22 protein-coding genes are annotated in these 25,741 nt (G+C 33.6%); 21 read left to right on the plus strand and 1 reads right to left on the minus strand.

What is annotated here, in order from left to right:
- Window positions 1-11 precede the first annotated feature (11 nt).
- The 21 genes from LG651_RS06805 to LG651_RS06905 all read left to right on the plus strand — a co-directional run bounded on the left by LG651_RS06805 (window position 12) and on the right by LG651_RS06905 (window position 25,009).
- Complete coding sequence (locus LG651_RS06805; RefSeq protein WP_226695382.1) at window positions 12-1,835, plus strand: leucine-rich repeat domain-containing protein; 1,824 nt, start codon at window positions 12-14, stop codon at window positions 1,833-1,835.
- Between the two features lie 187 nt (window positions 1,836-2,022).
- Window positions 2,023-3,660 (plus strand): GH39 family glycosyl hydrolase, encoded by a 1,638-nt coding sequence (locus tag LG651_RS06810; RefSeq protein ID WP_226695383.1) that lies wholly within the window; start codon window positions 2,023-2,025, stop codon window positions 3,658-3,660.
- Window positions 3,661-3,670: 10 nt separating this feature from the next.
- The gene (locus tag LG651_RS06815) at window positions 3,671-4,414 is read left to right on the plus strand and encodes a DUF6250 domain-containing protein (RefSeq protein ID WP_226695384.1); all 744 of its coding nucleotides are present in this window, start codon (window positions 3,671-3,673) and stop codon (window positions 4,412-4,414) included.
- Between the two features lie 7 nt (window positions 4,415-4,421).
- Window positions 4,422-6,836, plus strand: coding sequence for a glycoside hydrolase family 3 N-terminal domain-containing protein (locus tag LG651_RS06820; RefSeq protein ID WP_226695385.1), 2,415 nt, complete (start codon window positions 4,422-4,424; stop codon window positions 6,834-6,836).
- A 64-nt stretch (window positions 6,837-6,900) separates the two neighbouring features.
- Complete coding sequence (locus tag LG651_RS06825; RefSeq protein WP_226695386.1) at window positions 6,901-7,788, plus strand: AraC family transcriptional regulator; 888 nt, start codon at window positions 6,901-6,903, stop codon at window positions 7,786-7,788.
- Window positions 7,789-7,933: 145 nt separating this feature from the next.
- Complete coding sequence (locus LG651_RS06830; RefSeq protein WP_226695387.1) at window positions 7,934-9,595, plus strand: UxaA family hydrolase; 1,662 nt, start codon at window positions 7,934-7,936, stop codon at window positions 9,593-9,595.
- 23 nt (window positions 9,596-9,618) lie between these two features.
- On the plus strand, window positions 9,619-10,401 hold the full coding sequence (locus LG651_RS06835; protein WP_226695388.1) for an SDR family NAD(P)-dependent oxidoreductase: 783 nt from the start codon (window positions 9,619-9,621) through the stop codon (window positions 10,399-10,401).
- A 25-nt stretch (window positions 10,402-10,426) separates the two neighbouring features.
- Window positions 10,427-11,281, plus strand: coding sequence for a fumarylacetoacetate hydrolase family protein (locus tag LG651_RS06840; RefSeq protein WP_226695389.1), 855 nt, complete (start codon window positions 10,427-10,429; stop codon window positions 11,279-11,281).
- The gene (locus LG651_RS06845) at window positions 11,281-12,117 is read left to right on the plus strand and encodes an amidohydrolase family protein (RefSeq protein ID WP_226695390.1); all 837 of its coding nucleotides are present in this window, start codon (window positions 11,281-11,283) and stop codon (window positions 12,115-12,117) included. Before LG651_RS06840 ends, LG651_RS06845 begins: the two co-directional genes overlap by 1 nt.
- Window positions 12,118-12,133: 16 nt before the next feature.
- On the plus strand, window positions 12,134-12,916 hold the full coding sequence (locus tag LG651_RS06850) for an SDR family oxidoreductase (RefSeq protein WP_226695391.1): 783 nt from the start codon (window positions 12,134-12,136) through the stop codon (window positions 12,914-12,916).
- A gap of 117 nt (window positions 12,917-13,033) precedes the next feature.
- Entirely contained in the window at window positions 13,034-14,182 is a 1,149-nt protein-coding gene (locus LG651_RS06855; protein ID WP_226695392.1) for an alpha-hydroxy acid oxidase, read from the plus strand.
- A 70-nt stretch (window positions 14,183-14,252) separates the two neighbouring features.
- Window positions 14,253-14,711: an RNA methyltransferase gene (locus tag LG651_RS06860; RefSeq protein ID WP_226695393.1), complete on the plus strand. Its 459-nt coding sequence runs from the start codon at window positions 14,253-14,255 to the stop codon at window positions 14,709-14,711.
- Window positions 14,712-14,810: 99 nt separating this feature from the next.
- Window positions 14,811-15,899: a formylglycine-generating enzyme family protein gene (locus LG651_RS06865; protein ID WP_226695394.1), complete on the plus strand. Its 1,089-nt coding sequence runs from the start codon at window positions 14,811-14,813 to the stop codon at window positions 15,897-15,899.
- Between the two features lie 248 nt (window positions 15,900-16,147).
- The gene (locus LG651_RS06870) at window positions 16,148-16,561 is read left to right on the plus strand and encodes a response regulator (protein ID WP_226695395.1); all 414 of its coding nucleotides are present in this window, start codon (window positions 16,148-16,150) and stop codon (window positions 16,559-16,561) included.
- A complete protein-coding gene (locus tag LG651_RS06875; RefSeq protein WP_226695396.1) occupies window positions 16,561-17,100 on the plus strand; it encodes a heme NO-binding domain-containing protein in 540 nt (179 codons plus the stop codon). The genes LG651_RS06870 and LG651_RS06875 overlap by 1 nt, the downstream gene beginning before the upstream one ends.
- Complete coding sequence (locus LG651_RS06880) at window positions 17,101-19,083, plus strand: PAS domain-containing sensor histidine kinase (protein WP_226695397.1); 1,983 nt, start codon at window positions 17,101-17,103, stop codon at window positions 19,081-19,083. It begins immediately after the preceding gene.
- Between the two features lie 3 nt (window positions 19,084-19,086).
- Window positions 19,087-20,217, plus strand: a complete 1,131-nt coding sequence (locus tag LG651_RS06885) for an FIST signal transduction protein (RefSeq protein ID WP_226695398.1) — start codon at window positions 19,087-19,089, stop codon at window positions 20,215-20,217.
- Window positions 20,217-21,266: a sensor histidine kinase gene (locus tag LG651_RS06890; RefSeq protein WP_226695399.1), complete on the plus strand. Its 1,050-nt coding sequence runs from the start codon at window positions 20,217-20,219 to the stop codon at window positions 21,264-21,266. The genes LG651_RS06885 and LG651_RS06890 overlap by 1 nt, the downstream gene beginning before the upstream one ends.
- A 4-nt stretch (window positions 21,267-21,270) precedes the next feature.
- A complete protein-coding gene (locus LG651_RS06895; protein ID WP_226695400.1) occupies window positions 21,271-21,588 on the plus strand; it encodes an Hpt domain-containing protein in 318 nt (105 codons plus the stop codon).
- Between the two features lie 9 nt (window positions 21,589-21,597).
- Window positions 21,598-22,317: a LytR/AlgR family response regulator transcription factor gene (locus LG651_RS06900; RefSeq protein ID WP_226695401.1), complete on the plus strand. Its 720-nt coding sequence runs from the start codon at window positions 21,598-21,600 to the stop codon at window positions 22,315-22,317.
- Window positions 22,318-22,426: 109 nt separating this feature from the next.
- Window positions 22,427-25,009: a T9SS type A sorting domain-containing protein gene (locus LG651_RS06905; protein ID WP_226695402.1), complete on the plus strand. Its 2,583-nt coding sequence runs from the start codon at window positions 22,427-22,429 to the stop codon at window positions 25,007-25,009.
- Window positions 25,010-25,125: 116 nt separating this feature from the next.
- Here LG651_RS06905 and LG651_RS06910 read toward each other — a convergent pair whose 3' ends face one another.
- Window positions 25,126-25,731 carry a DUF4738 domain-containing protein gene (locus LG651_RS06910; protein WP_226695403.1) on the minus strand — a complete coding sequence of 202 codons (606 nt, stop codon included), beginning with the start codon at window positions 25,729-25,731 and terminating at the stop codon, window positions 25,126-25,128.
- Between the last annotated feature and the right edge of the window lie 10 nt (window positions 25,732-25,741).

The following is a 25,741-nucleotide window of genomic DNA, read 5'->3' on the forward strand; positions in this document are numbered from 1 at the left end:
AACTATTAAAAATGAAAAAAACATTACTATTATTAGCATTAATTTGTTCTGTTACAAATTATGCGCAAACTGTTGGTGACACATTTACCTCTGGAGATTTAAATTACACAGTAACAAATGAGACCCCATTTGAAGTTGAAGTGTCTGGGCAAACGGGCGGTTTAACAGCCATAACAATACCAGAAACTGTTACAGATAACGCTACAGCTACCACATTTAGCGTTGTCGCTATTGGAGCCAATGCTTTCCTTAGTGACATTACACTTGAAACGGTTTCTCTTCCAAGCACTGTAGTAACTCTTAAAGATAAGGCATTTCAAAAATGTAATGTTTTAACAACTCTTGGAGATACCTCTAATATAGAGACTATTGGGTCCGGTGTATTTCTCGACTGTTTTGTATTGGCTTCTTTTGATGCATCGTCACTTACATCGTTGGGAGGGAATTCTTTTAGAGAATGTCGAGCTATAGAATCTTTAGTTTTTCCTGTGTTAACAACAGCTGTTGGTAATGCTACAAATCGTATGCCTAACATAAAAGAATCACACTGGCCTGCAATAGAAACTTTTGGAAATTATAATGTTTATCAATGTGAGTCTTTAACAGACCTATATTTAGGTTCTACGTTAACTGCTTTTGAAGCTCAAACATTTCATTCGGCAGGAACTTTTTTGTTACATATAGATAATGATACACCTATAGATGCTACAATTTTATCTACAGATCATGACGTAAGCGGTGTAACGGTTGTTGTGCCTACAGCTGCGGGAGTTACAGCATATGATAGTGCTCCAGGTTGGGATAGATTTGCAGATGTTATATCGCAGAGTGAGTTATTAACTGCAGTCGGTTATACTTTTACAGAAGGAGATTATACATATACTGTTACAAATAATTCACCGTTAGAAGTTGGTTTGTCCGGGGCTAGCGTTACAGCATTAGATGTACCTGCAAGCGTTACTTCGTCTACTATAACTTATTCGGTTACTAGTGTTGTGGCAAATGCTTTTGAAGGGGATTCTAACATTACTAGTGTTAATTTACCAAGTACAGTTAAAGAAATTGGAGCTTGGGCATTTAGCGGCTGTTCATCATTAACATCACTAGATACTGCCGATATAACAATAATTGGTTCAAATATTTTAAGAGGCACCAATGGTATTACTACCTTAGACTTAAGTAGCGTAACAACCATTGATAGTAATGGGCTTGGTCGTGTAACGAATCTTACAGGTGTATTAGATCTTCCTAATATTGAAACATTAGGGCCTTATGCCTTTGTAGGACCAGATACTGCCGATGGAACACATATTACAGGTTTAAATTTAGGAGGGTCGCTTACAGAAGTAAATACTTTTGCCTTTTATCGATTAAGAGATTTGTCTTTGTTAACAGTTGCCACAGATACACCACCTGCTTTAGCTGATGGAGCAACAACGTTCGATTTAAATTCAACTCCTAGTAGTGGTTTGGTTAGCGATATTTCTTTTGAAGTGCCAACACCAACGGGAGTTTCAAATTATAGTATGGCAGATGGATGGTCTCAGTTTACTAATATTTCGGATAATGCATCTTTAAGCAGCGAAACAATTGATGCAAAAAGCTTAGGTTTTGCTATTTATCCGAATCCTGCAATGGAATCTATTTCAATTAGAAACGCAGAATCTTTAGATGCAAAAATTGAGGTAAGTGACTTAAACGGAAGAATTTTAATAAATAAAAACGTCAATAATAATTTAACCGAAATAAATATATCAAATTTTAAATCAGGGATGTATTTATTTAAAATTAAAACTCAAGAAAGTGAGTTTGTTAAGCGAGTAGTTAAACAATAAGTTTTTCTGTAAGCAAGTATTTTAGTTTATTTTGAAAGAGCCGTATCAATGTTGTGTTGATATGGCTTTTTTGTTACAAAAGAAACAATATTTATAGTTTATGGTTGATTAGTTATATGTTAAATTTTAAACTTTTATCAAATTGCATAAACAATCATTTAACTATTCTAATTTTTTTTAATTTATAATGAGTTTTTCTAAAAATATATGTTGCATTACTATAGCCATAATTTCTTTTTGGTTTTTAAATGCACAGAACAATATTCAAATCGATGCCACTCATGAAGGTACAACTTTCAATCCTTATTGGAGTAAAGTGGTTGGAGCTGGTCGAGCAAACGAGGCACTTCGAGCGGGTTGGCTAGAACAAATGCAACAAGTGCAAGAAAATTGTGGTTTTCAGTATGTTCGATTTCATGGTTTGTTTCACGACGATATGTTTCCGGTAATTATTGAAAAAGGAAAAACAGTTTATAATTGGCAATATATCGACGATGTTTTTGATAGACTGTTAGATTTAAACGTAAAACCCTTTGTGGAGTTAGCGTTTTTACCCTCAAGTATGGCTGCTGAAGATTCTAAAACCGTATTCTGGTGGAAGGCTAAAGTAACACCTAAAGAAGATACATTTACCCAATGGTACGATTTAATTAAAGCATTTACACAGCATTGTGTAGATCGTTACGGAATAGAAGAAGTATTAACATGGTATTTTGAAGTTTGGAACGAGCCTAATTTGTACCCGTTTTTTTGGCACGGAACAAAATCGCAGTACTTCGAAATGTATAAGCAATCGGCCTTGGCTGTAAAAAGTATTGATAGCCGCTTAAAAATTGGAGGGCCATCTACAAGTAATTTTGTTCCAGATGCTCGATTTGATGGGGAAATTATAAATAATCATGTATCTGAAGAGATTTTTAAAATTGAAGATATTAATGCATTAAAATGGCATGGCGTATGGATTGAAGATTTTTTAAAATACTGTAAAAAAGAAAATTTGCCGGTCGATTTTGTTTCAACACATCCCTATCCAACCGATTATGCGTTTAACCCAGAAACAGGAAAAGGGCGTGGGTTAACACGTTACGTGCACTCTGTAAAAGAAGATTTGGTATGGTTAAAAAACACCATTTCAAAAAGTGCTTATCCAAATGCCGAAATTCATTTAACCGAATGGAATACTAGCCCAAGCAGCCGCGATGCTATGCACGATCGTTTGCCTGCGGCGGCCTATATTGTAAAGTCTAATTTAGATTGTATTGGGTTAACCAATTCATTAGCTTTTTGGACATTCACAGATATTTTTGAAGAAAAAGGTGGTGCTTCAAGCATTTTTCATGGTGGTTTCGGAATGATAAATTATCAAGGATTAGTAAAACCATCATACCACGCGTACAGAATGTTAAACCAATTAGGAAATCAACAATTGTACAAAGACGAATATTTATTCATCAGTAAAAAATCTAACGATAATAAAATTGTTGCACTGGCTTATAATTATCCTAAAGAATACGAAAATGCCGTACCATCTGGATCGAATAAACGAGAAAGTGGCACTTCAAAACCATTAAATTTCACAATAAAAAATTTAAAACCAGGAGCGTTATTTGAATTAGAAATTTTAGATAAAGATCATGGGAATATTCATAATTTCTGGGAAACTATGGGTAAACCAGAACCGCCAACAAGAGAACAGATTAAAACTATGAAGGTGTTTGCAAATACAATGGATAAAAAATTTATAAAAGCCAATAATAATGGCGTGTTAACCATTAACCACGAAATAACGCCTTGGAGCTTGGTGCTCATAAAACAAATTAACTAAACCAAATACCATGAAAAATTATAAACTGCCGGTTATAGTAGCGTTGTTAATCATAACGTTTTTTACTGTTTTTGTTTCAGGCTGTCAAAATGATAAAGTGTTTACTATTAACGAATCTGAAGTAGAAGCCACATTAATTTATAAAAATGATTTTGATGACGATTTAAACGATTGGCAGGTTGAACAAATGGAAGGTGGCGTTGTAGAATTAAACAATGGTAAGTTAGAAATTAACGATGTTAAAGGTTGTACGGTTTGGTTAAAGGAAAAGTTTGAAGGTGCCATTATTATAGAGTACGATGTTGTTATTGTGCAAGATGGAGGTGTTAACGATAGAGTGTCGGATCTTAATTGTTTTTGGATGGCTACAGACCCCGAAAACCCATCAAATTTATTCGAAAACTCTAAAAGTAGAGGTGGTAAATTTTCAAATTACGATAGCTTACAGTTGTATTATATGGGTGTTGGTGGTAATCATAATAAAACAACGAGATTTAGGAGGTATGTTGGTAATGGCGAGCGCACACTTTTACCAGAACACGATTTAAGCGATTCTAAATACATGTTAGAACCTAATAAAACATACCATATTAAAATTGTAGCCAATAACGATTTAATTCAATATTACAGAAACGGTCAATTGTTGTCTAATTTTCAAGATGACGCTCCTTATACTTCTGGGTATTTTGGTTTTCGAACGGTTAAAAATCATATGACGGTCGATAATTTTAAGGTATACCAAATTAAATCTTAATTATACAATGAGGTATTTTTATAAAATGAAGTTATTACCGTTGGTTTTTTGTGTAATTCTATTTACCGCAATGACTAGTGATACAAAATCAATTTACCATAACGGCTGGATAGATTTTAATAAGAACAACAAAAAAGATGTTTTTGAAGATAGCACTGCACCATTAGAAGCGCGTGTGCAAAACCTAATTGATTTAATGAATGTTAACGAAAAAACATGCCAATTAGCAACGCTTTATGGGTTTGCTCGTGTTTTAGAAGACGAGTTACCAAACGAAAAATGGAAGCAAAGAGTTTGGAAAGATGGTATTGCCAATATCGACGAACATTTAAACACTATCTGGAATCAAGAAAAAACACATACAAAATACGCTTATCCGTTTAGCACACATGCAGAAGCTATTAATAAAGTTCAAAAATGGTTTGTTGAAGAAACTAGGTTAGGTATTCCAGTCGATTTTACAAACGAAGCAATTCATGGTTTGTGTCACGAAAAAGCAACACCACTTCCTGCACCAATAGGTATTGGTAGCACTTGGAATAAAAATTTAGTAAAACAAGCGGGAGAAATGGTTGGGCGCGAAGCTAAAGCTTTGGGTTATACTAATGTTTATGCACCCATTTTAGATGTAGCCCGCGACCAACGTTGGGGACGTGTATTAGAGAGCTACGGCGAATCACCTTTTCATGTTGCCGAAATGGGTAAAGCCATGACCCTTGGTATACAAGAACAAGGTGTTGCATCAACATTAAAACATTTTGCGGTGTATAGTATTCCAAAAGGAGCGCGTGATGGCGATGCTAGAACCGATCCGCATGTAGCGCCTAGAGAAATGTTTCAACTTCATTTGTATCCTTTTAAACGGGTTATAAAAGAAGTAAACCCAATGGGAATTATGAGTAGTTATAACGACTACGATGGCGAGCCTATAACGGCAAGTCGCTATTTTTTAACCGAATTACTTCGCGAAAAGTATGGTTTTAAAGGTTATGTGGTTTCCGATAGTGAAGCTGTAGAATATGTATATGAAAAACACCATGTTGCCGATAGTTATAAAGAAGCTGTAAGGCAAGTTATTGAAGCCGGCCTAAATGTAAGAACCACGTTTAGAACCCCAGAATCGTTTATCGAACCGCTTCGAGAACTTATCGCAAATGGAGAACTTTCTATGCAAACCATAGATGCTCGTGTGGCCGATGTTTTAAGAGTTAAATTTAAATTAGGATTGTTCGATAATCCTTATGTTACAAACCCTAAAGAAGCCGATAAACTGGTGCATACCAAAGAAGCTGAATCACTATCTAAACAAATCAATAGAGAATCTTTAGTTTTACTTAAAAATGAAAATAATACACTGCCATTAAATCTTAATAAATTAAATAATATTTTGGTTACTGGACCATTGGCTAACGAAGTGAGTTTTACATATAGTCGTTATGGGCCAGCGTTTAATCCTTCGGTTTCGGTGTTTCAAGGCATTAAAAATTATGCAGGAAGTAAGGCATCGGTGGTCTACGAGAAAGGTTGTGAAATTGTAGATAAAGATTGGCCTGAAAGCGAAATAATTTCGACGCCATTAACAGAACTAGAACAAGAAAGTATAAATGCTGCTGTTAAAAAAGCAGAACAGTCTGATGTTATTATTGCAGTTGTTGGTGAAGACGATAAGCGTGTAGGAGAAACCATGTCGAGAACTAGTTTAGGTTTACCCGGTCGCCAGCAGCAATCAGTGCAAGCATTGTATGCAACAGGTAAGCCTGTAATATTGGTTTTAATAAATGGGCAGCCACTAACAATAAATTGGGAAAATAAATATTTACCAGCTATTTTAGAAGCGTGGTTTCCTAGCGCTGCGGCAGGCGAAGTGGTGGCCGAAACCTTATTTGGAGATTATAATCCGGGAGGTAAATTGTCGGTAACCTTTCCTAAAACGGTGGGGCAAATTCCGTTAAATTTTCCATTTAAACCTGGCTCTCAAGCAGGACAACCAGGTAAAGGGCCAAATGGCTACGGAAATACACGTGTACTTGGGCCATTATTTCCTTTTGGTTACGGTTTAAGCTATACTACTTTTATTTACAGTGATTTAAAGTTATCAGCTTTAAAAATAAAATCGCAAGCCAATTTAACGGTTTCTTTTAAGGTTAAAAATACAGGAAAGTATGCTGGAGACGAGATTGTACAATTGTATGTAAAAGATAGAGTAAGTAGTGTAACCACCTACGAGTCGGTATTAAGAGGATTTGACCGGATACATTTAAAGCCAAACGAAGAAAAAACGGTGGAATTTACCTTGAAACCAGACGATTTAGCAATTTTAGATAAAAACATGAATTGGACAGTTGAACCTGGTATGTTTAAAATTATGGTTGGAAGTTCGTCAGTCGATATCAGGCTAGAATCAGATTTTGAGGTATATTAGTTTAATTAATTAATAAGTATTACATTTCGAGAAAACCTAATTTACAAACAGGCTCTCTAAAGTTATGAAATTACATTTTCTTGATAGAAGTAGTTTAAACAATAGTTCATTTAGTGCTAGAGTTAATGAGTATTCAAATTTTTTAAAAGTTTGGCATTATCATCCAGAAATGGAGCTTGTTGTAATATTAAAAAGCCAAGGAACGTGCTTTGTTGGTGATAGTATAGAAAAATTTAAGCCAAAAGATATTGTTTTAATAGGGAAAAACTTGCCACACATGTGGCAGAACGACCCAGAATATTTTAATGAAGATTCTCAATTAAAAGCAAAAGCTGTTTCAGTTCATTTTAAAAAAGATTTTCTTGGAAGCTACTTTTTTGAAACACCAGAAATGATTCACCTTCTAGAATTGTTTGAACGCGCCAAATTCGGACTTAAATTTTTGAATGTTCCCAATCGTTTAATTAACGAAATTACCAAACTACCAGAGCTCGATGGCTTTAATAAAACTATTGCCTTTTTACAGGTTTTAAATCAACTTGCCAAATATAAGGATACGCAAAGGCTAACGAGTTATGGGTTTGTAAATGCATTTAGCTTAACCAAAAGTATTGTGCAAGATAAAGTGCAAGCCTATATTTTTAATAATTTTAATAAAGACATAAGTTTAGAAGAAGCAGCCAAAATTGCAAACATGAATGCTTCTGCTTTTAGTCGGTATTTTAAACGTGTAAATAGGAAAACATTTTCTAAATATGTAACCGAAATTAGAGTGGGTTATGCCTGTAAATTACTAATTGAAAGCAAATTTAATATTGCTGCTGTTTGTTTTGAGTCTGGTTTTAAGAATATCTCAAATTTTAACAGGCAATTTAAGGTTATTATGAATTGTACCCCTTCAGAATTTTTAAAAAACTATAAATCTGAAGCTTCTCAAGACGAAAATAAATAAGCAACTTAGTATATTCTTACAGGGTATTTTTGCAGTATTTTAAATAAAAACTTCTGACAAGCAAAAAAAATATTAGTATCTGTCAAATAAAAATTAGACAAAATCTTTATTAGGTAGTAATATTGCTTTAATAAACCAGCGACTAATGAGTACAGCGAATACGGTATTAAAAATACATCCTAAAGACAATGTAATAGTAGCTCTTCGAGATCTAGAAAAGGGAACTTCGGTTTCTTTAAACTCTGATGAATATGAGCTTAATGACACTATTCCAGCAAAACATAAATTTGCAACCGAAAGTTTTAAAAAAGGAGACGCCATATATATGTATGGTGTTTTAGTGGGGCGTGCTAAAAAAGATATTGCCAAAGGCGGATTAATTAGCACTACTAATTTAGAACACGATACCGAAACTTACGCGGCGAACAACGAAAAAAATAAAATTGAGTGGGAGCAACCCGATGTTTCAAAGTTTATAACTAAAACATTTCAAGGTTACCACAGGGCAGATGGTAAAGTAGGAACCGAGAATAATTGGTTAATTATACCATTAGTGTTTTGTCAAAATAGAAATGTTGAGGTTTTAAAACATGCGCTGTTAGAAAAATTAGGTTTTAGCAAAGAGCAACATTTAAAATTAGATGTTGATGCTTTAATTGCCGATTATAAAAATGGTGCTTCTACCGAAACCATTTTAAGTAAAGATATTTTAAAATCATCACAGCATAAAGAGAAGAATCCATTATTTCCAAATGTAGATGGTATTCATTTCTTAACTCACGAAGGTGGCTGTGGTGGTGCAACTTCAGATTCTGTGGCGCTTTGTCATTTATTGGCAGGTTATATTAATAACCCAAACGTGGCCGGAGCAACTATTTTAAGTTTAGGTTGCCAACACGCACAAGCTAGTATTTTACAAGATGCTTTAAATAAAATGTCGCCTGAACATAAAAAACCTATTTATGTTCTAGAGCAACAGCATATAGCTTCGGAAGAAGTGCTTCTAGCTGAAGCCGTTAAAAAAACTTTTGTTGGTTTAATTGAAGCTAATAAAATAGAACGAAAACCAGCGCCATTAAGTAAGTTGGTTATTGGTTTAGAGTGTGGTGGTTCCGATGGTTTTTCAGGAATTTCTGCAAATCCAACCTTAGGATATGTTTCCGATTTAATTGTGGCTCTTGGTGGTGCCAGTGTGTTGTCAGAATTTCCAGAGTTAAATGGTGTTGAGCAGGAAATGATTAATAGGTGTACCAAGGTTGAAAACGCTAAAAAGTTTTCACAAATAATGTCTACTTACAATGCTAAGGCCGATGCTTTAGGAGCAGGTTTTTACGCCAACCCTTCACCAGGAAATATAAAAGATGGCTTAATTACCGATGCTATTAAATCTGCTGGAGCTGCAAAAAAAGGAGGAAGTTCTCCGGTTGAAGACGTGTTAGACTACACAGAGCAAGTAACCAAGCCAGGTTTAAATTTATTGTGTACACCAGGAAACGATGTGGAGTCTACCACAGGTTTGGCAGGTTCTGGCTGTAATGTTATTTTATTTACCACAGGTTTAGGCACACCAACAGGTAACCCAATTACACCAGTTGTAAAGGTGTCAACCAACTCAAAATTATACAATAAAATGCCTGATATTATAGATTTTAATGCAGGTACAATTATAGAAGGAACAACCTCTATTGAAGAAGCCGGCGAGCAGTTGCTAGACTTTGTAATCGAGGTAGCTAGCGGTAAATTAACAAAAGCTAAGCAGTTGCGTCAAGACGATTTTATTCCATGGAAACGCGGAATGTCTTTATAAAATATTAATCCAACTAACATCACATGTCAAAATTCAGTTTAAAAAATAAAGTAGCTTTGGTTACTGGAGGCGGTAGCGGTATAGGTAAAGCCATATCGTTAACTTTTGCACAGCAAGGAGCCGAAGTACATATATTAGATTTTAATTTAGAAGCAGCCGAAGAAACGGTTAAAGAAATTGAAGCTGCGAATGGTAAAGCTGCGGCACACAAATGTGATGTTGCTAGCAAAACTAATGTAGATAGCATTGTAGAAGCCATTACAGAAAACGGAAACATCGATATTTTAATAAACAATGCGGGAATTGCTCACGTTGGAAATATTGAATCTTGCGAAGAAGAAGACCTAGATAGGTTATACAATGTAAATATTAAAGGTGTTTATAACTGTATCAAATCGTGTTTGCCGGCCTTAAAAAAATCAGGGAATGGTGTTATTTTAAATTTAGCATCTATAGCATCAACAGTTGGTATAAACGATCGTTTTGCGTATTCCATGACCAAAGGTGCGGTTTTAACCATTACCTATTCTGTAGCTAAAGATTATTTAAAAGATGGTATTCGTTGTAATTGTATAGCTCCAGGTCGTGTGCATACACCATTTGTAGATGGTTTTATCAAAAAGAATTATCCAGGAAAAGAAGACGAAATGTTTGCTAAATTATCTCAAACGCAACCCATTGGTAGAATGGGTAAACCTCAAGAAATGGCCGATTTAGTATTGTTTTTATGTTCGGACGAAGCCGGATTTATAACAGGGTCTAATTACGCTATCGATGGCGGATTTGTGACTTTAAACGGGAATTAAAAAACACTCAAAAAAATATTTTAAAATGAAATTAATAAGATTTGGAGCCGTAGGTGAAGAAAAACCAGGTGTTCAGTTAGCAAACGGAACAAAAATAGATGTGTCTGCTTTTGGGCAAGATTACGATGAAGATTTTTTTGGAAATGATGGTATCGAGAAATTAGCAAAGTGGTTAGAAACTAACCAAGCTAGTTGTCCAGAAGTTGATGATAGTGTGCGTTTAGGTGTGCCATTGACCAGACCATCAAAAATAGTTTGTGTAGGTTTAAACTATGCACAACACGCAGCCGAAGCTGGTATGGAAATTCCAAAAGAGCCTGTGTTATTCTTTAAATCTACAACAGCGTTAGTTGGGCCAAACGACGATGTTATCATTCCTAAAAACAGTGAAAAAAGCGATTGGGAAGTCGAGTTAGCTATTGTAATTGGTAAAAAAGCATCTTATGTTGAAGAAGCAGATGCTTTCGATCATATAGCAGGATACGTTTTGCACAACGATGTAAGTGAGCGTGCTTTTCAAATAGAAAAATCAGGACAATGGTGTAAAGGTAAAGGTTGCGATACATTCGCTCCAGTAGGTCCGTTTATTGCAACAACAGACGAAATTGAAGATCCAAATAACTTAAACTTATGGTTAAAATTAAATGGCGAAGTCATGCAAAATAGCACCACTTCCGATTTTATTTTTAACGTACAACACGTAGTAAGCCACATTAGCCAGTTTATGACGCTTTTACCAGGCGATATCATTTCAACAGGAACACCATTTGGTGTTGGTTTAGGTTTAAACCCACCAATGTACTTAAAAGAAGGCGATGTTATGGAGTTAGGTATTGAAGGCTTGGGGGTTTCAAAACAAAACGTAAAAGCATACAAATAATGCGTATAGATGCACATCAACATTTTTGGGTTTTCGATCCAGTTAGAGATAGCTGGATCGACGATTCTATGTTGGTTATTAGAAAGGATTTTTTACCAAAGGATTTAAAGCCCATTTTAAAAGCCAATAATATTGATGGCTGCATTGCCGTTCAAGCAGACCAGTCTGAAACTGAAACCAATTTTTTATTGCAAAGTGCTGCAGATAATCCTTTTATAAAAGGTGTTGTAGGTTGGGTAGATTTATGCAATAAGAACGTAGACGAAAGATTAAAGCATTTTGCCCAAAACAAATTATTTAAAGGTGTTAGGCATATTGTACAGGCTGAAACAGAAGATTTTGTTTTACGAAACGATTTTCTAAACGGAATTAGCAAATTAAGTAAGTATAACTTGGTTTACGATATTTTGGTTTTTCCAAATCAATTAGAAAATGTAATAAAAATGGTAGCTAAGTTTCCAGAACAACAATTTGTTCTAGATCATATAGCGAAGCCAAAAATTTCAGAAGGATTAATAGCAAATACCAACTGGAAAACTAATATTAAGCGTTTAGCATCGTATAAAAATGTATCTTGTAAAGTGTCGGGAATGGTTACCGAAACTCAAGATTTTAAGTGGGAAGAAAAGGATTTTCACGAATTTTTAAATGTAACTGTTGAAGCTTTTGGTGTAGATAGACTTTTATTTGGCTCCGATTGGCCGGTGTGTTTGTTGGCGGGAGCATACCAAGATGTGCTTCATATTGTAGAGGATTTTTTTAATTCATTTTCAATAGAAGAAATAAATAAAATTATGGGGGCAAATGCAGTTAGAATTTATAACCTAAACAACTAATTAAGAAACTAAACTAATGGATTTACAACTAAAAGATAAAGTAATTATTGTAACCGGCGGCTCTAAAGGAGTTGGGTTAGGTATTGTAGAATCTTTAATTAAAGAAGAGGCTATACCTGTTATAATTACCAGAAATAAAGCCAGTGTTGAAAAAGTTATGGAGAGATTTAAAGCGCAAAATGCTGAGGTGTTTTATGCTATTGCCGAACTTACAGATGCTGAGCAATGTAAAAACGCGGTTCAATCTACAATTGATAAATATGGTCGTATTGATGGTCTGGTTAATAATGCCGGTGTTAACGATGGTGTTGGTCTAGAAAATGGTGATGCCGAAAGCTTTATAGAATCTTTAAAGCGCAATCTTGTTCATTATTTTTTAATGGCAAAATATGCATTGCCAGAGCTTAAAAAGAGCAAGGGAGCCATTGTAAATGTAGGGTCTAAAACTGCCGATACCGGTCAAGGGGGAACTTCGGGCTATGCTTCTGCAAACGGCGGCCGAAACGCTTTAACCAGAGAATGGGCTATAGAATTGTTACCTTATAGTATTCGTGTTAATGCGTTAATAGTAGCCGAATGTTATACGCCTTTATACGAAAGGTGGTTAAATACCTTTCCTAATAAAGAAGAAAAATTAGCCGCTATAACCAAAAATATTCCTTTAGAAAATAGAATGACAACTCCTGAAGAATTAGGAGATACTGTGGCCTTTTTGTTATCTCCAAAATCGAGCCATACCACAGGTCAGTTGGTTTATGTAGATGGTGGTTACACGCATTTAGATAGAGCTTTAGAATAAATTAAACATTAACTTAAAAATTAAATTTCCTTAAAGCGCGCGAGTAGCTTTCGTACTTTTTAGCTAACATATTTATAAAAAGTATACAGAAAATTAATAATAGCTATCCAAAACATTATGAAACCTAGTTTTAATACAAAATATCCTTCCATTTACGATTTAAAGGCAAAAGCGAAGAAAAGAATGCCAAAATTTGCGTTCGAATATTTAGATGGTGGTTGTAACGAAGATGTAAACTTACACAGAAATACGGCAGAGTTACGAGAAGTACAATTATTGCCTAATTACTTGAGAAATTACGAAGGCTCGAATTTAAAAACCGAATTATTTGGTATTGAATATGATGCGCCTTTTGGAATTGCTCCTGTTGGTTTGCAAGGGTTAATGTGGCCAAATTCACCAGAAATTTTGGCTAAAGCGGCTTTTAATCATAATATCCCATTTTGTTTAAGTACAGTAACTACAAGTAGTATTGAGCGTATTAGCGAGATTACAGAGGGTAAGGCGTGGTTTCAATTATATCATCCGGCTAAAACAGAACTTAGAGATGATATAATAAAAAGAGCCGAAGCTGCAGAGTGTCCCGTGCTAGTGGTTTTGTGCGACGTGCCAACCTTTGGTTTTAGACCAAGAGATATTCGAAATGGTTTGGCTATGCCACCAAAAATGACGCTTAAAAATATTATTCAAGTGTTAGGGAAACCTGCCTGGGCTTTAAATACATTAAAGTACGGGCAACCAAACTTTGAAACTTTAAAACCATACATGCCTAAAGGTTTAGATTTAAAACAGCTAGGTAAGTTTATGGACGAAACTTTTTCTGGAAGATTAAACGAAGAACGCATTAAGCCAATTCGCGATATGTGGAAAGGGAAGTTGGTTTTAAAAGGAGTTGCATCAATGGAGGATACAGAAGCGGCAATTCGTTTAGGTTTCGATGGTATTATTGTTTCCAATCATGGCGGTCGTCAATTAGACGCTGGTGAATCAACAATAAAACCTTTAGAAAGAATTGTAGAAAAATATAGCGACCAAATAACCATTATGATGGATAGTGGTATTCGTACCGGTCCAGATATTGCCAGAACAATGGCTAGTGGCGCTAAGTTTACCTTTATGGGTAGAAGTTTTATGTATGGTGTTGGTGCTTTAGGAAAACAAGGCGGCGATCATACTATTGGATTGCTTAAAACCGAACTGCAACAAATTTTAGAGCAATTATGTTGTAAACAAGTATCCGATTTACCAAAACACTTAATAAAATAATCGTTTTTCTTTATAACAGAACCAAAAACCTTTGTTGTTCATTTATGCTAAAGTTTTATATTTTTACTAAATGAACAACAACTTTGTAAACGAGTTTTTTGGTATTGGTATTTTAAATGGTAAGACACCAGAAAATTTAGGGGTTTTGTGGCGTTCGGCCCAAAATATGGGTGCTAGTTTTATTTTTACAATTGGTAATCGATACGCTAAACAAGCGTGCGATACTCATAATGCTGTTAAATCGATGCCTTATTTTCATTACGATAATTTCGACGAATTTTTTAATAATTTACCCAAAGGCGCCAGAATAGTAGGTGTTGAGCTTCATGAAAAATCGCAAGACTTAGAGTCTTTTCAGCATCCAAGACGCTGTGTTTATTTGTTAGGTGCCGAAGATCACGGTTTAACCAACGAGGCTATCGACAAATCGCATTTTTTGGTAAAATTTAAATCAACCTTAAGTTTAAATGTTTCGGTAGCTGGAAGTATTGTAATGTACGATAGGCAGCTTAATAAGGCTAGGAGTTAAATACTTAAAACCTGTATTCTGTTAAAGTGTAATAAAACAAATTACCCAAGTAAAGCAATCGTTATATTTGTTTAAATAAGTAATTATAAAACCTATCCAGTGAGCGTTAAAAAATCTATTCTTCTGCCTATATTATTAGTTCATTCTATATTTTTATTTAATTGTAAAAATCCAAAGCAATCTAAAATTAACCAAGACAATATTGTAAAAGAGACGGCACCATCAGCACCACAAGGGATGGTTTGGGTAAGTGGAAAAACCTTTACACAAGGCGCCAAACCAGGAGATCAATATGCTATGCCCAGAGAAAAACCAGGGCATTTAGTTACAGTTGATGGGTTTTTTATAGATGTTACAGAAGTTACCAATAAACAGTTTAAGAAATTTGTTGATGAAACGGGTTACATAACCATTGCAGAACGTCCAATTAGCTGGGATGAAATGAAAGAAAGTTTACCTCCAGGAACCCCAAAGCCACACGATTCTGTGCTACAACCTGGAAGCCTAATTTTTAATAAAAATGTTAGTCAAGTTGCAACTATGGATAATTATACGCAATGGTGGACTTGGAAAATAGGAGCCAACTGGCAACATCCCGAAGGACCAGAAAGTACCATTGAAGGTAAAGAAAATTATCCGGTAGTGCACATAGCGTATCAAGATGCTGTCGCGTATTGCAAATGGGCTAACAGGCGTTTACCAACCGAAGCGGAGTGGGAAGCAGCTGCTCAAGGAACTTTAAAAGATAATATTTATACTTGGGGAAATAACCCAGAAGTGCTTACTCAAAAAGCAAATACTTGGCAGGGCGTTTTTCCTACCAAAAACGAATCTCAAGATGGTTTCGAGCTTATTGCTCCTGTAAAATCTTACGAACCAAATAGTATTGGTTTATACGATATGATGGGTAATGTTTGGGAGCTAACAAGTGATTTGTTTAATGTAAATTATTATCAGCAAATCAATCCAAACGAGTCGTTAGTAAACCCTACGGGAGCTACAGATAGTTATAGCCCAAGTAATCCTTATCAAGAAGAGCACGTTATTAAAGGAGGTTCTTTTTTGTGTCATGCTTCCTATTGCGCGAGTTTTAGAATTTCGGCTAGAATGGGTTCAAGTTCCGATTCTGGATCAGATCATTCTGGATTTAGAACGGTAGCAACTCCAGAGATGCTGAATGGAAATTAATTTAATTTTACCAGGCATTTGCTTTATTTTTACACCCTATTTGTAGTATTTTTTCATGTTTCTTTTTGGGTGTAACTGCCCTGTTTATAGTGGTTTATGAGTAGTTTAGATATTTTTTTTGTTTTTGGAAAAACCATTCGTCTATTCCATTTTACCATTCGTCTACACTTATTTTTATGTTAACGAACTATTATAATAAGTAAGAGGTTAAATTATATTTTTATACCCAAATCTCAAAAAAGCTTATCATGTCTAAAGTTTTAAATGTTTTATTAATAGAAGACGATGTAATCGAAGTTATGAAATTAAACAGAGCTATTTCATCACTTCAGTTAAATCATAATGTCATAGAAGCAAATAATGGAGAAGAAGCCTTAGATGTATTGCAAAATAAAGGCGAGTTACCTGATATAATTTTATTAGATTTAAACATGCCAAAGTTAAATGGTATTGAATTTTTAGAGGTTTTGAAAAAAGACGATATTTTAAAATATATTCCAACTATAATTTTAACAACATCAAGCAATCAGCGTGATTTATTAGAGTGTTATAAAATTGGAATAGCAGGTTATGTTTTAAAGCCTTTAAAGTATGAAGAATACATCACGAAAATACAAAGTGTTCTGGCATATTGGAGTATTAACGAATTAAAGAAAATATAGTGAAAGGGATTGTTTTTACAGAATTTTTAGATTTAGTAGAAGATAAATTTGGAATTGAAATGGTTGATAAAATCATTACCAGTTCTAATTTAAAATCTGAAGGTGTTTATACATCTGTAGGAACATACGAATTTTCCGAAATGCTGCAATTGCTAACACATTTAAGCGAAAATACAAATATTTCAATCGACGATTTATTGCAAGTTTACGCCGAACATTTTTTTAGTGTTATAAAAAGGAGCTATTCTGGCATATTAAATATGTATACCGATCCTATTGAAATGTTAGCTTCAATTGAAAACCATATTCATGTTGAAGTAAGAAAAATATACCCAGATGCCGAATTGCCTACTTTTAACGTACTAGAAAAAACATCTAAAAAATTAGTTTTAATTTACAAATCTAGTAGAGCAATGCATGCCTTTGGTTTGGGACTCATGAATAAAACTTTCGAACATTTTAATGAAACCGCTACAATTGAGTTTGAAAAACTTAATGATGTGGCAACCGAAGTAAAGTTCATAATTAATAAGAACTAAATGAGTCAAGATAAAATTGACATACTCCAACGCGCTCTTGCTCGCGAAAAAGCGGCAAGAAAACAAGCGGAATCTATTTTAGAGAAAAAATCTGCAGAATTATATGAGTCTAATCAAAAATTAGCTAATGCTTATTTAGATTTAGAATCTACCTATTCTAAAACAGACTCGCAGTTACAAGGTGTGTTCGAGCATATTGTGGACGCCTATGTAGTTGCCGATGTCGAGGGGAATATTATAAAAATGAATGCCTCAGCAGTTAAACTTTTAGGTTTAAATAGTGTAAACGATAATTGTAATTTAATGGAACTTGTACGTCCAGATCAATACGAAGATGTTTACCAAGCCTTTAATGTGGTTTATAAAGAAGGAGGATCTATTAGTAACTTGGTTGTAAATATAACAACTAAAGATAATCGAGATGTTATAGTTCAAATTAATGCAAGTGTTATTTATGATAACGGTTTTCCTATTGCATCTCACGGCATTGTTCGAGATATAACACAGGCGAAATATGAAAAAGAAAAGCTAATAGAATCTGAAGAACGATTAGCAACATTAATTCAAAACCTTGAAGAAGGCGTACTTCTGGAAAACGAGAATCGAAAAATTATCCTTGTAAATAACAAATTTTGTGAGTTTTTCAATTTAGAACAAAGACCTCACGAATTAATAGGTGAGGATTGCGAACTAATTATAGATCAAATAAAACAAAGTTTTAAATATTCTCAAAAATTTATTGATGATGTAAACACCATATTTAAAGAAAAAAAGCCCGTATTAAACGAAGATTTAGAAACGTTAGACGGTCGCATATTTGAGCGTGATTATATACCTGTGTTTAGAGAAGGTGTTTATAAAGGCCATTTGTGGAAATACAAAGATTTTACCATTAGAAGACAGTATAGAAGAAGTTTAGAAGCTGAAAAATTTAAGTATTCAAGTATAATTTCTAACATGAATTTGGGCTTAATTGAAGTTGATGTAAACGACAGAATTGTAATGGCAAATAAGAGCTTTTGCGAGATGACGGGTTACGACGAAGGCGAAATAATAGGTAAAGTAGGTAAAGATTTTTTACCCTATGAAGACGATAAGGATATAATACAAGAACAAATTTTAAATCGTAAAAAAGGAAAAACTGATTCCTACGAAATTCGTATAAAAAATAAAGCCGGAGAATTACGGCATTGGTTGGTCAGTGGTGCACCAAACTATAATTTAAAAGGAGAAGTTGTGGGGTCTATTGGAATAAATTTCGATATATCCGATATTAAAAGTTTACAACTACAAAAGGAAAACCTATTAAAAAAGTTAGAAAAAAGTAACGATGAACTTTACGAGTATGCACACGTTGTTTCTCATGATTTAAAATCGCCTTTACGCAGTATAAATGCTTTAGTTAGCTGGCTAAAAGAAGATAATAAAGATAATTTAGATGCGGTAAGTTTGCAAAATATAGCTCATATTGAAAGCACACTCGAAAAAATGGAACAATTAATTACCGACGTGTTAGAGTTTTCAAGTATTGGTTCGGACGACGGCGAAAAAGAACAAGTAAATTTAAACACATTAGTGACTGATTTAATTGGCATTTTGCATAAACCAAGTCATATTAATGTAAAAGTTCTAAACGCTTTACCAAGCATTAGCGGCAACCGAATTAAGTTGCAGCAGCTGTTTCAAAATTTAATGAGTAATGCTATAAAATTTATTGATAAAGAAAACGGATTAGTAGAAATTGATGTACAAACACAAGGAGATTACTTCTTATTTTCTGTAAAAGATAATGGTATAGGGATCGATAAAAAATTTCACGATAAAATATTTAAAATTTTTCTGTCTCTAAATAAACGAAAAGACTCCACAGGAATAGGTCTTTCTATCGTTAAGAAAATTGTTGAAATGCATGAAGGAGAAATATGGTTAGAAAGTGAGCCAACAAAAGGAACTACCTTTTATTTTACATTAAAAAAAATATAGCAAATGAAAATAGTTCAGTTAAAAAAGAAAGAAAATATCGGTTGGGAATATTTAAGCAAAAAAATAAACTTAAATAATCCATTAGTTTTAGTTTTTGGTAATCGATTTTTATTAGAACAAGCCAATATTTATGACGAGGTAAGTGAATTATTTCCAAATGCCCATATAATTTTTGCATCAACAAGTGGCGATATAACCGCTCATTCGGTTGATGAAGACTCTATAACCATTACGGCCATTGAGTTCGAAAAAAGTACTTTCGAAGTAAAAACTACTAATATATCTGCTTTAACAGATGATAGTTTTAAAACAGGAAGCGATATTATAAATCAATTTAAAAAAGAAAATTTAAAATTCATTTTTGTAGTTTCAGAAGGTAGTTTGGTTAACGGTAGTCAACTAACAAAAGGTATGAATGCTGCTTGTAATAATGTTTTAATAACAGGAGGGTTATGTGGTGATGCGGCAAGGTTCGAAAAAACATTAGCATCTTACAACGAAAGCCCTAAAGAGGGCGAAATTGTTGCCGTTGGATTTTATGGCGATTCATTAGAAGTGTCGTTTTCAATTTATGGAGGCTGGACACCATTTGGGCCAGAACGTATTGTAACTAAATCTCAAGGAAATACACTTTATGAGTTAGACAATCAACCAGCTTTAGATTTGTATAAAAAGTACTTGGGCGAAAAATCGAAAGATTTGCCAGGAGCTGCCTTACTTTATCCCATGAATGTGAGAATAGAAAACGAAGATCAATCTATTGTAAGAACAATTTTAAATATAAACGAAGAAGACCATTCCATGATTTTTGCTGGCGATATTCCAGAAAACTCAAAAGTACAACTCATGATGACGAATGTAGATAATATAGCTAATGCTTCAGAGCGTGCAGCAAAACAAGCTAGTTTAAATAGAGAAAAATCTCCTGAATTAGCGTTTTTGGTGAGTTGTATTGGAAGAAAGTTGGTGTTAGATCAACGCGTAGAAGAAGAGGTAGAAGAAGTCATATCGGTAGTTGGTGAAAACACTGTAATTTCCGGGTTTTATTCCTATGGAGAAATAGCGCCATTTAACGGAGAAAGTAATTGTCAGTTACATAATCAAACCATGACAGTAACATTATTAAGTGAATAATGAATTCGTTATTAAAAAGACAAATACGGAAACATTTAAGTGATGATCTTGCCGAAAACGAGCAAGTAAAAGCATTTCTAGATGCCGTAAACCTTTCGTATAATAATTTCGACGAACAATTTGTTATGCAGCAACGCGCTATGCAATTAAGTTCGGAAGAGCTGTTTACTGCTAATCAAAAACTACAAGAAGAAGCCAACGCTCAAAAGGTTGTTATAAATAAACTTAATAATGTAGTTAAAGCATTAAATTTAGGTCAGCTAACCACAGAAGATGGCCAAGAGTTAGTAAATTTAGATGGCCAAAAATTAGCGAACTTTATAGAAAGCCAAGCACAAAAAATAGCAGAAGCAAACCAACAACGAGAAAAGCTTCTAGAAGAATTATCTTACCAAAACCAAGAACTAAGTGATTATGCTCACATGATATCGCACGATTTAAAGTCGCCTTTAAGAAGTTTAGACACCTTAATTTTATGGCTTTACGACGATAATCAAGAAACCTTTAACGAAAGCGACAAGCATACTATTTATCAAATTAGAAGTCATGTAGAAAAAATGGAACTTTTAATTAATGGTATTTTAGAGTATTCTACCATTGGTAGAGCTCAAGAAGGCATGTATATTGTCGATGTAGATTATGCCGTTAATGAAATTTTAGGAAGAATTGAAATTCCAGATAATATTACCATCGAGAAAAAACAGCAGTTACCTTTAATAAAAGGTGAAAAATATAGAATTCAACAAATTTTTAGAAATTTAATTACCAATGCAATAAATTTTAACGACAAAAAACAAGGTAAGGTTGAAATAGGTTTTACCGAAAATGAAGACTTTTGGGAGTTTTACGTTAAAGATAATGGTAAAGGTATTGAAGAGAAATATTTCGATAGAATATTTAAAACTTTTGAGAAACTTGAAATAAAAGTTGGTGCAATTGGTATGGGCTTATCGATAGCAAAAAAAATTGTAACGATGTATGGGGGCAATATTTGGCTAAAATCTAAAGTAGATATGGGTTCAACATTTTACTTTACGATAAAAAAATAATATCATGGAACAACCAAATTTATCATATATTAAAAGCATGTCTGGTGGCGATAAAGCCTTTGAGCAAAAGCTAATAGAAATAATTAAATTAGAGTTTCCTCAAGAAAAAGACGTGTATTATTACAATGTATCTCAAAAAAAACATAAAGAAAGCGCTGAAAATGTACACAAACTTAAGCATAAAATTAGTATTTTGGGCCTTGAAAAAAGTTATGATATAGCCGTAGCTTACGAAGAAAACTTAATTGAAGGCAAAACAGACCTTAAAAACGAGTTCGAGGCTATTTTACAAATCATGACATTATATTTAGATCAATTATAACTAACTTTTATGAATTGTATTATTATTGATGATGAAGCAACAGCTCGTGCAATCATTAATCAATTGTGTTCTAGTGTAACTTCAATTAACGTTTTAGGAGAATTTCCTAATGCAATTCAGGCTATAAAATATTTAAATCAAAATTCAGTTGATTTAATTTTTTTAGATATACACATGCCAGATTTTACGGGATTCGATTTTATAGATACCATAAAAAACCCGCCAAAAATAATTTTAACAACCTCAGATGCAAAATTTGCAATTCAAGCATTCGAATACGATTGTATAGTAGATTATTTGGTGAAGCCAATTTCTCAGGAAAGATTTTTAAAAAGCATAAAAAAAGCAGAATCCTTTTTGGCGAATAAAGTCGAGGAGAAAGAGGAGGTAAATGCAGACGATGGCGATTCGCTCACAGATAATCACTTGTACATAAATATAGATAGGCGACTAATAAAAATTGATATACCAAGTATTTATCTTATTGAGGCAAAAGGAGATTATATTCAAGTTAAAACCGAAGATAAAAACTATACGGTACATTCTACATTGAAAAATATTGAAGAAAAGCTGCCTGCCGATTTATTTTTAAAAGTACATCGTTCGTACATCATCAATATTAAAAAAATAATTGATATAGAGGATAATAGCGTTTTAATTAAGCGAGATGTAATTCCTGTAAGTCGTTCTAATAGACCAGAATTAATGAAACGTTTAAATTTACTGTAATTTTATCGTGTTAATTTAACCATTCGTCTACACTTAAAATTCATCCAACGAAATTTAAATTTCACAGACAAGTAATAATTTAATATTGTAGTATAAACCTACTTATATTATGAAAAAATTATTACTCTTTTTTGTTTTAATTTCGGGGAGCCTTTTTGCTCAAGAACAGCCGTTTAATTGCGATTATAACGCTTATTTGTTTCAATACAACGATGTTTATGCTATCGACTTAGCATCTGGAAATTCCTATGCGGTTGCAACCGATGTTACGCCTGGCAACATAAACGCCGCAGCCTACAACCCTGCCGATGGCTATATTTGGGGGTCGTTAAGTACTCCGGAAAAGTCTATCGTTAGAATTGGTAAAAATTTTCAAACAACAACTTTCTATATTGATGAGTTGCCAACCAAAAATAGATATGTTGGAGATATTAGTGCCACTGGAATTTATTATTTAAAACCAGGAGGAACAACTTATTATGCTGTTGATGTTAATCCAGAATCTGCCAATTATGGTAAATATTTATCATCTCATAATTTAGATATTAATATTAATGTTCATGATTGGGCTTTTAATGCTGTAGACGGATTTCTTTATACCGTAGAAAAAACAACAAACATATTATATAGAATTAACGCACAAACCGGACTTGTTCAAAATTTAGGTGTTGTGCCTATATTATCTGGTTTAAATTATACTTATGGTGCGGTTTATTTCGATGCATCAGGACGTTTTTATGTTTCAGCAAACCAAACCGGTACAATATATGTTATCCAATCTGTTCAAGATTTAAATGGTATTAATGTTATAGAATCTAATCTATTTGCATTTGGGCCTTCAAGCGCTTCTAATGATGGTGCTAGATGTCCCACAGCACCAGTGCCACAAGAAGACTGTACTAACGGAATTGATGATGATGGCGATGGTTTGGTAGATTGTGAAGATCCATCTTGTTCTGGATACGCTTCTTGTCCAGTGCTTGAAATTAGCAGTACTTCTGGATCTAACGAAGGCGGTTTAGAAAGTAATAACCGTTTGGCGATGCAAATTTCTAAACGTAATTTTAATAGAGCGAGAAGAGGTTATAAATTTAATAAATTAACAGCTAAGAAACTTCAAAAAACATCGAAGTATGGAAAAGGCTCGACAGCTAAAGGTAATGGTGAGAATTTAAGTTTAAGCGATTTTGTTCCTTTAGGAGTTATAAGCGAAGATGAGGCATTAGAGGCTTCTCCAACCGATTTAATTGGAATCACTAACGCTGTAGATGTTTATTCGGTAGATTATCAAAAAAATGATAAAACCGTTGCATCAATTCTTTTATTAGAAACCGAAAATGGTGTTTACGAGCACACTAAATATATTTGTGATAGACTTTTAGGAGCCGAAATAATATCAGTTTCAACAATTGAAATTAAAGAACAATCATTTATAAAAACATTAATTAGGAACACCGAAGGGGCTTTAGAATTTGTGTTAAGCCTTTCTGCAAAACCAGTAAACGGTGATGCGAACTTTGAAGTGGAAAGTCATTGGACACTAGATAAGTATGAGGATAATGTTGGGTTTTATAACTTTCAAATTTGGTCTAACTCCCTTGACGATTTATTAATGCTAGGAGAGGAAGTTTTAAATTTGTTAGAGGTTCAAAAACCTATAGTAGGCTACAATAATTCTACGCCACCAACAGTTTTTGTTAGAAAAGGAAAATATCGCAACGGAAAATTAGATTTACAGATAGTAAATACAAATAGAACCGAAGCAGTTAATTTTGATGGCGGTGTAAGAACTACCGAAACAGAAACTGTAGAAAACGTATCTTCAAGTATCGATTTAACAGGTAGTTATATTACCTCTATTGAGGTAGATGCTGGAAACTTATTTGATATTGGTTTTAGAATAGGTGATGGTATAGCTACTCCAGACGATTTATTTTTATCGGATGGCCCATGGGGCTACGATGATGCTGCTACGGGTACAGAAGTTCTTTTTTATAATGTTCAAGAAAACGATGAGGTAATTAATGAAAATTCGTTTGCGGTTGAAAGAAATATTTCTCTACAAGCAGAAATTGACGATTACGTAGCAGTTTATAGAGCATTAACACCAAAATTCAATGCTGTTGATTTATTGGAGTATGACACCTTTAATTTTACAGCAAAAGGAACCGGTAATTTAATTATACGTTTAGTTAAAGAAAGCATTACAAATTGGGGAGAACAATACAAAACAACCATTGCGTTATCTGATAATTTTCAAGAGTTTTCTGTTTCTTTTGACGATTTTAAAAACTTAAACGGAGAAAGTATAGAGGCTTCCGATGTCACGTCAATTGTGTTTACAATGTTATCAGAAAACGGAACTGTTGAAACTAAAAGTTTAGACTTAAAGCAAGTTAGTTTTTCTAGTGCAAGCAACTCGTTATCTGTTAATGACGTAACTAGTGAAAATGGGTTAACGGCTTACCCTAATCCGTTTAAAAGTACAACGGTAATTAAGTTGGAAAGTGTTGCCACAGATGTAAGTATTCAAGTTTATGATATGTTAGGAAGAGAGGTAGATGCACAAGTAATTTCTGTTAATGGAAATGAAGCCATATACAAAGCTCCAAATTTATCAAAAGGCATATATAAGTTTAAATTAATTGATAGCAACAAAAAAGTTTACTCTGGTACATTTATGAAAGAGTAATTTTTACAAATTATTTATTAAAAGGGTGAAGGTATTATACTTTAACCCTTTTTTTGTGTACAGAATAAATTTAAGGAATGGTTTTTTTTTTTTTTTTTTAATGGGTTGGAATATAGTTATTTGAAGCTTTGTTCATCAAAATATTCCCTTAATTCAAAAGTCATAGATTTTAAATTGATAAAATGATAAAACGCTACAGACCAATCGGTCTCTGGTTTGCTTATCACTCCGAACAATTCAATAGTATCGTTCTCTATTTTGTTAAACCAATAGCCATGTAAATTAGCAATTTTTAAAAAGTCTTGTCCCGTCAATTCTCTGAAATCATTTTTCTTAAAAACAGTATCAATTACAACTTCATTATATTTCTTTATAATTAAGTGTTTTTCACTGTCTCTGTATTTGTCAATATGTTTAACTCCGTCGGTTTTAAATTCGTTAGTTACATAAGAGTCGAGAGTTGTACTTTTAATTGAAATTTTAATATTTAGAGCCGATACAATTGTGTCGAATTTTACAGTTTCATTTTCTTCAGGGAAGTATCGTTCAATAATAATTTCATCTTTTTGGCTTTTACTTTCAGGAATTGTAAGAGAGTCAATTTGCTCATTTGGAGTCTCAATATATTTAGGTTGCTTTTCAAAGATTACTTTTTCCTTTTTCTGTTTACTACAGCTGTAGAGTGTGATTGTGGTTATTAAAATTAGAAATAGTTTTATCATTATTTTTTTA

The sequence above is a fragment of the Neotamlana sargassicola genome, from assembly GCF_020523965.1.
In the GTDB taxonomy this organism is placed as follows: domain Bacteria; phylum Bacteroidota; class Bacteroidia; order Flavobacteriales; family Flavobacteriaceae; genus Neotamlana; species Neotamlana sargassicola.